7 protein-coding genes and 1 rRNA gene are annotated in these 6395 nt (G+C 51.8%); 4 read left to right on the forward strand and 4 right to left on the reverse strand.

What is annotated here, in order from left to right:
- Positions 1-28 precede the first annotated feature (28 nt).
- Positions 29-598, reverse strand: a complete 570-nt coding sequence (gene efp, locus G506_RS0112790) for an elongation factor P (protein ID WP_028117210.1) — start codon at positions 596-598, stop codon at positions 29-31.
- Between the two features lie 40 nt (positions 599-638).
- Between efp and epmB the strand changes: the two genes are divergently transcribed.
- Together epmB and G506_RS0112800 are read left to right on the forward strand one after the other, a co-directional pair.
- Positions 639-1667: an EF-P beta-lysylation protein EpmB gene (gene epmB / locus G506_RS0112795; protein WP_035387336.1), complete on the forward strand. Its 1029-nt coding sequence runs from the start codon at positions 639-641 to the stop codon at positions 1665-1667.
- Positions 1668-1708: 41 nt separating this feature from the next.
- On the forward strand, positions 1709-2263 hold the full coding sequence (locus tag G506_RS0112800) for a hypothetical protein (protein ID WP_028117212.1): 555 nt from the start codon (positions 1709-1711) through the stop codon (positions 2261-2263).
- Here the strand turns inward: G506_RS0112800 and G506_RS19685 are convergent.
- The gene (locus G506_RS19685; RefSeq protein ID WP_051202115.1) at positions 2249-3115 is read right to left on the reverse strand and encodes a TraB/GumN family protein; all 867 of its coding nucleotides are present in this window, start codon (positions 3113-3115) and stop codon (positions 2249-2251) included. The genes G506_RS0112800 and G506_RS19685 overlap by 15 nt on opposite strands.
- A 63-nt stretch (positions 3116-3178) precedes the next feature.
- Between G506_RS19685 and G506_RS0112810 the strand changes: the two genes are divergently transcribed.
- Positions 3179-3490 carry a hypothetical protein gene (locus tag G506_RS0112810; RefSeq protein ID WP_028117213.1) on the forward strand — a complete coding sequence of 104 codons (312 nt, stop codon included), beginning with the start codon at positions 3179-3181 and terminating at the stop codon, positions 3488-3490.
- A gap of 223 nt (positions 3491-3713) precedes the next feature.
- Here the strand turns inward: G506_RS0112810 and G506_RS0112815 are convergent, their stop codons facing one another.
- On the reverse strand, positions 3714-4247 hold the full coding sequence (locus tag G506_RS0112815; protein ID WP_084631373.1) for a DUF3016 domain-containing protein: 534 nt from the start codon (positions 4245-4247) through the stop codon (positions 3714-3716).
- Positions 4248-4433: 186 nt separating this feature from the next.
- Between G506_RS0112815 and G506_RS0112820 the strand changes: the two genes are divergently transcribed.
- A complete protein-coding gene (locus tag G506_RS0112820; protein WP_028117215.1) occupies positions 4434-5603 on the forward strand; it encodes a methyltransferase domain-containing protein in 1170 nt (389 codons plus the stop codon).
- 370 nt (positions 5604-5973) lie between these two features.
- Here the strand turns inward: G506_RS0112820 and rrf are convergent.
- A 5S ribosomal RNA gene (rrf, locus tag G506_RS0112825) occupies positions 5974-6088 on the reverse strand.
- Positions 6089-6395: the final 307 nt, after the last annotated feature.

Here is a 6395-nt window from a genome sequence, read left to right on the forward strand (position 1 = left end):
ACTCTTTGCATCGAACATTCGATGAGGATTACTTGCGTACGCGTTCTACGTATTCGCCAGTACGGGTGTCTACTTTGACGATCTCGCCGATGGCGATAAACAGCGGTACACGGATAACCGCGCCGGTAGACAGGGTCGCTGGCTTACCGCCGGTACCTTGGGTATCACCTTTCAGACCAGGATCGGTCTCGGTTACTTCCAGAGTTACGAAGTTTGGCGGGGTTACCACGATTGGACGACCGTCCCACAGGGTCAGGGTGCACTCGTCTTGCTCAACCAACCACTTCTTAGCGTCGCCTACCGCTTTCTCATCGGCCGCGATCTGCTCGAAGGTGTTGTTGTTCATAAAGTGGAAGAACTCACCGTCGCTGTACAGGTAAGACAGCTCGTGATCCATTACGTCGGCACCATCAACGGATTCGCCAGACTTAAAGGTCTTCTCGAAGGTTTTGCCACTCAGCAATTTGCGGATTTTAACGCGGTTGATCGCCTGACCTTTACCTGGCTTGTACACCTCGTTTTCAATGATGCTGCATGGCTCGCCATCCAACATAATTTTTAAGCCGCTTTTAAAATCGTTCGTGGTATAAGATGCCATCTTCTTAGGTTCCAGCAATTCTGTTGATATTAACCGCGTAATGATAACCAAAAATCCCGAAGCTGTGCAGTGCTTAGACCGTTCTTGGCAGCAACAACTGGCCGACGCTTACCGCGATCCGGCGGCATTATTACAGGCATTAGCACTCGATCCTGCCCCCTTCGCTGACGGATTTTCCGCGAAAAAACAGTTCCCTATGCTGGTGCCTAAGGCCTTTGCCGAAAAAATGGTAAAAGGCGACAGCAGCGATCCACTGCTATTGCAGGTACTGCCGCAGGCGGCGGAATTTATCCAAGCCGCCGGCTTTAATGTTGATCCCACCGGCGAACAAGACAACACCAAACCCGGGTTGCTGCATAAGTACCAGTCGCGGGCGCTGTTGATGTTACGCAGTGGCTGCGCGGTTAATTGCCGCTACTGCTTCCGCCGCCACTTTCCATATCAGGACAATAAGGTCGGTAAGGAACAGATCGCCGAGACCGTGGCTTACTTAAATAGCGACAGCAACATCAACGAATTGCTGCTCTCTGGCGGCGATCCACTGATGGCCCGCGACGATCATCTGCAGCAGTTGTTTAGCGCCCTAGGCGAAGCCAAACATCTAAAGCGGGTACGCATTCACAGCCGTTTACCGGTAGTGCTGCCGGCGCGGATCACCGACGCCTTAGTCGAGTTGTGCCAGCAAGCGCCGTGGCAGATGATCTTGGTGCTGCACAGCAACCACGCCAATGAGATCGACGCCGAACTGGCTGCAGGTCTGGCAAAACTGAAAGCCGCTGGGGTGACCTTGCTCAATCAAGGGGTGCTGCTTAAAGGAGTCAACGACAACGCCGCGACTCTGGCGGCATTATCCGAGCGCTTATTTGAGGTCGGGGTGCTGCCCTATTACCTGCATCAACTGGATAAGGTGCAAGGCGCCAGCCACTATGAAGTCAGTGATGACCAAGCACGCACGCTGATGGCGGAGTTATACCGACTGCTGCCGGGCTTCTTGGTGCCCAAGCTGGTTCGCGAAATTGGCGGCCGCAGCTCAAAAACCCCGATTGATCTGCACCTTGAGCAAGGCTAGCATGGCGACATAATCGCCTGTTTCAGTCTCAAGGATGTACTATGACTGCACCACTGCTGCTGGTTACCGATATCTTCGGCCAGCATCAAACCCTTCAGCCGTTAATCGATGAACTTGAGCGACATTTCAGTGCGGTGATGGTGCTTGATCCCTATAACGGCCAGCGCTTTGTGTTTGATTCGGAAACGCAGGCGTTTGAGCACTTTCAAAGCCGTTGTGGCGCAGCCGGATACCAGCAAAAACTGCAGCAGATCCTGACCAGTGCTACCGCCCCGTTTAAGTTGCTGGCCTTTAGCGCTGGTGCCAATGCCGCGTGGCCATTGCTAACCCAAGCCAACAGCATCAGCAAAGCGGCGTTAGTTTATGGCAACGCCATTGTCGACCAGCCGGAGTTGAAACCCAACTGCCCAACCCAGTTGTGGTTATGCGACAGCGACCGCGGCGTGAAGGCCTTACAAAGCCAACTGAATCAACATGCGGATCTGCTGCTAAGCCCGTTGCCTCACGGCTATTTCAATCCCCGCAGTGAACACTACCAGCCGGTGGCGGCTACCCAAGATCTGCAGATCTTAATCCGTTACCTACTGCGGAATTAAACCACAAGCCTGCTGCCAGCAATCTGTTACCGTTACCCCTTGCTGACGCAACAGTTCCACCATGTTGTGCGGCCCCACCAAGTGGGCCGCGCCAACGGCAATAAACAGCCGGTTTTGTTTAGCTAACAGTTCAGCGGCTTTAATGGCCATCGCCTGATTACGTTGATACAGCAGCACTTGCAGCAACTCCTCACTGTCAAATTCATCGCTGAACAACGCCTGCAGTGCCGCCTGATCGCCATAGCGCCAAGCCGAGATTAAGTCCGCCACCACAAACGGCGCCAAACTGGCTTCTAACATCTGTAGATTTGCCTGCGAGCTAAGCGAATCAAACATCTGCAATTGGCTGAGCATCCCTTCCAATTCCAACAACGGCTTACCATCCAATCGCGCCATCAACTGCGCCTCAATGCCATAGTCGACCGAATAGCCCTGCTGTGCCATCTGTAGCAACGCCAGCTGGGAACTGATCAGCCATGGCGCCAGCTGTAAATTACAGTTGGCTTGTAACTGCTGGCAATAATCCGCCAATCGTTGCTGTAATTGCGCCGGCAGCGGTTGTTTAGCCAGCGCATACTGACTAAACCACTGCGCCAACTGCGGATCATTGGGATTAGCCTCCAAGGCCAACGCCTGACTGCGCTCAAGCGCACTGTCTATAACCGCTGGCAATGGGTAAAAGTCGGCTCGGCCAACGTGGATAGATCCCAGCAGCCAACCCTGTTGGCCCTCTTTAGTTAATTGATAAAATAGCGGTTTATCTGTGATAGCCGCAGTGCTGGTGAATGGCACCACCCAAACCAACAGCAGTACCGCCTTAAGCACGCTTGCAAATCGCCGCCGCAGCCCCATATTGACTCCCTACTTGGGTTATAATTTTCAACCGCGTTTTGTCGACCCGTTAAGGATCCCGCCGTGTCATATCAGACCATCATTGATCAACTTCGTAATAGCTTACAAACCGCCTACCGCCAAGGGATCGACGCCGACGCCGTTTTAGATCAGCTGCAGCAGGAAGGCCAAGGTAAGTTTGCCGCAATCTTCCACCAAGAAGCGGGCTTTGTGACCAACGCCAACCGCTTCGGTCCATACATCAAAGAGCTAGGCGACAGCCTGTTAAGTTTCGAGCAGCAGCCCGATAATGCCCAACTGGCGAAACTGGTAAAACAGTTGGAACTGTTGTTTACCACCTTGGGCCACTTTCGCAATCAGGTGAAAGGCCACTAAGCTTGCCAAATACGACGACGCCGCCTCAAACTGAGGCGGCGTTGTCTTATCGAGCTGTAATACCAATTTGCTTAAGTAAATGGTCTATCTAGTGCGAAGGATAAATCGTCTCAATCAAGGCATTCAACGCCGCTGCTAGTGGCTCTACCAGTAAGTTGAGTAACGCAGAGTGAGACGATTTAAACCAGCAATAGTGATCAGATATTTAGGTCAATTGGTATAACTACTGCCTGGCGAGGGCTTGAGTTAAGTCTTGCTTTACCCAATCGTCCAGCATCTGCATCTCGTAGTGCAGCGCTTCGTTGGAATAGCGTCTTACTCCACCGACGTCAAAACCCAGATCTTTCAGTTCGACCTGTTGTTGCAAGCGTACTTGGTTGTCCGCCCCCAGCAGCTGAAAACTGAAGCTCATCCGCGGCGGATAGACCGACTTAACTACCCGAATGTCACTGGCGCTGGCACCAAAGGTGGGGCGCACGTCACCAGCAAGATCGAGATCCGTTACGATAATCTTCAGCTTCTGCCCGTCAGTAAGTTTCGGACTGATCTGCCGCTGCAAATGCTTACCCAAGGTGGCAAACACATGATTCTGATAGCGCGACTGGATGCCACTGGCCGCTTTGACGTCGCGATACTCATTTGGTTGCTGCCAAACGACGGTAACTACACCATCCTGTTGCGGCCAACTCTGCGATTGCTCTGCAGCCATAACGCCTACTGATGTAAACGCGGCCATCAACCAAATCAGTTTTCTCATCTGCTTTACCTCTGTGCGTCGGTGATTGCTTCATCTCTACACTTAATTAGAGATGGTGACCGCGAAAAAATTCAACTTTTCGCGTTTTTTTTCGGCTAACTGCAGTCAATAACCCAGCAATGCTTGACCCGTCTATAACTTGATAGTTTATCGTCACCGCTAAACCTAAAACATTATGTCGCCAATATGTACTCGATTTCGCAACTGGCAAGCCTAACCGGGCTATCCCGCACCGCGCTGCTTTACTACGAAAAGCTGGGTCTAATCCAGGGCGCTCGGCTTAACAACGGCTATCGCAGTTATCACAACCGCGATTTGCAACGAGTCCGACTGATCCAGCAACTGCAAGCGGGTGGCTTGACGCTGAAAGAGTGCAAGCAATGTTTAGAGGCTAAGCTCGATCGACAGTTGCTCAGCCAACGACTGGCAGAACTGGAACAGCAAATTGCGACTAAGCAACAAGCCAAAGCGCTGCTGCAAGGACTGCTGGGTGAACGAGACCTTCAACAGTTTCATCAACAACTCGACGCCATTGCCCCAGAAGCACATCTGCAATGGCTACAAACCCAAGGCTTTGACGAAAAAGCCGCACTGCATCTGAAATGGTTAAGCAAAGATATGAATCAACACGACCAATATATGGCTGACTTTATGCACGTTTTCAGCACGTTAGAATGTTGGGGACCTGGCGATAAAGCAGCAACCTTACAAGCCCTAAGCAAGGTACCGCATGAGCCAAAACAGTTGCTGGAGATCGGCTGTGGCAAAGGTTTGGCAACACTGGCGCTGGCCGAGGCTACCCAAGCGCAATTAACCGCGCTTGATAACGAACAGTCGGCACTGGATGCCCTTGCTGTCCGTTTTGACGAACAGCAGTTGGCAGGACGCCTTAACACCGTTTGCGCCAGCATGACCGAACTGCCGTTTGCCGCAAACAGTTTTGACCTGATCTGGAGTGAAGGCAGCGCCTACATCATGGGGGTTGAAGCCGCTTTGCAGCAGTGGCAACCGCTGCTGCAACAAGATGGCGTACTGGTATTAAGCGACCTAGTCTGGTTAGTCGATAGCCCAGCCCAAGCCGCCAAAGCGTTCTGGAGCAACGATTACCCAGCAATGACCACCGTTGCCGAACGCCTTACCCAGATCGAACAAGCTGGCTATCAACTACTGGATACCTTCACCCTAAGCCGCCAAGCTTGGGATAACTACTCGGTGCCGCTAACAGCAAGGGTTGCAGAGTTACAGGGCTGCATGCCGGACTCTCAAGCCATAAAAGACATCAAGCATGAACTGCAGATCTACGCCGATCACTTAGGCGAGTTCGGTTATCAGATGTTCGTAATGCAAAAACGGTAAACTAGCGCGGCGTCGTACCCAATCCCGAATCATCGATTCGGGATTTTTTTATAGCTAAGGTAAAGCGACATCGATCGCACGACAACAGCTGAAATATGGTGACGAACAGAAGCGTTTTAGCAAACGCCAAATGCGAGAAAGCCCGACTCTTTCGATTCGGGCTTTCTCTAAATAAGTGTCTGACGATGACCTAGGCTCACATGGACTATGCCATCACTGCCACACAACCATCAGCACAACCGCGTTTCACTTCGCAGCACTTGGTATAGCGGCAAGGAAGCAGGCTTGTTGGCTGCAACCCATGATGTTTTTGCCAAACTAAAAATGCGAAAAAGCCCTGTTCTTTCGAACAGGGCTTTTTCTAAATGGCGCTTGGCGGTGACCTACTCTCACATGGGAACTCCCACACTACCATCGGCGCAACTGCGTTTCACTTCTGAGTTCGGCAAGGGATCAGGTGGTTCCACAGCGCTATTGCCACCAAGCAATAACTGGTATCTGACGATGACCTACTCTCACATGGACTCTCTATTAGAGCTTGGCCCACACTACCATCGGCGCAACGGCGTTCCACTTCTTGGGCTTAGCAAAGAGTGGCATGGGACCCTTTGGGGCCACAGCGCTATTGTCATCAGACAAAAACTGAATTTGGATTAAGCTGACTTTTCTCAGTCAATTTTCTTACAAGGACTTAGATATCCGAGCAAAACCATTTTGGTGTTGTATGGTTAAGCCTCACGGGTCATTAGTACAGGTTAGCTCAACGCCTCACAACGCTTACACACCCTGCCT

This window comes from Ferrimonas senticii DSM 18821 (assembly GCF_000422665.1).
Classification (GTDB): Bacteria; Pseudomonadota; Gammaproteobacteria; order Enterobacterales; family Shewanellaceae; genus Ferrimonas; species Ferrimonas senticii.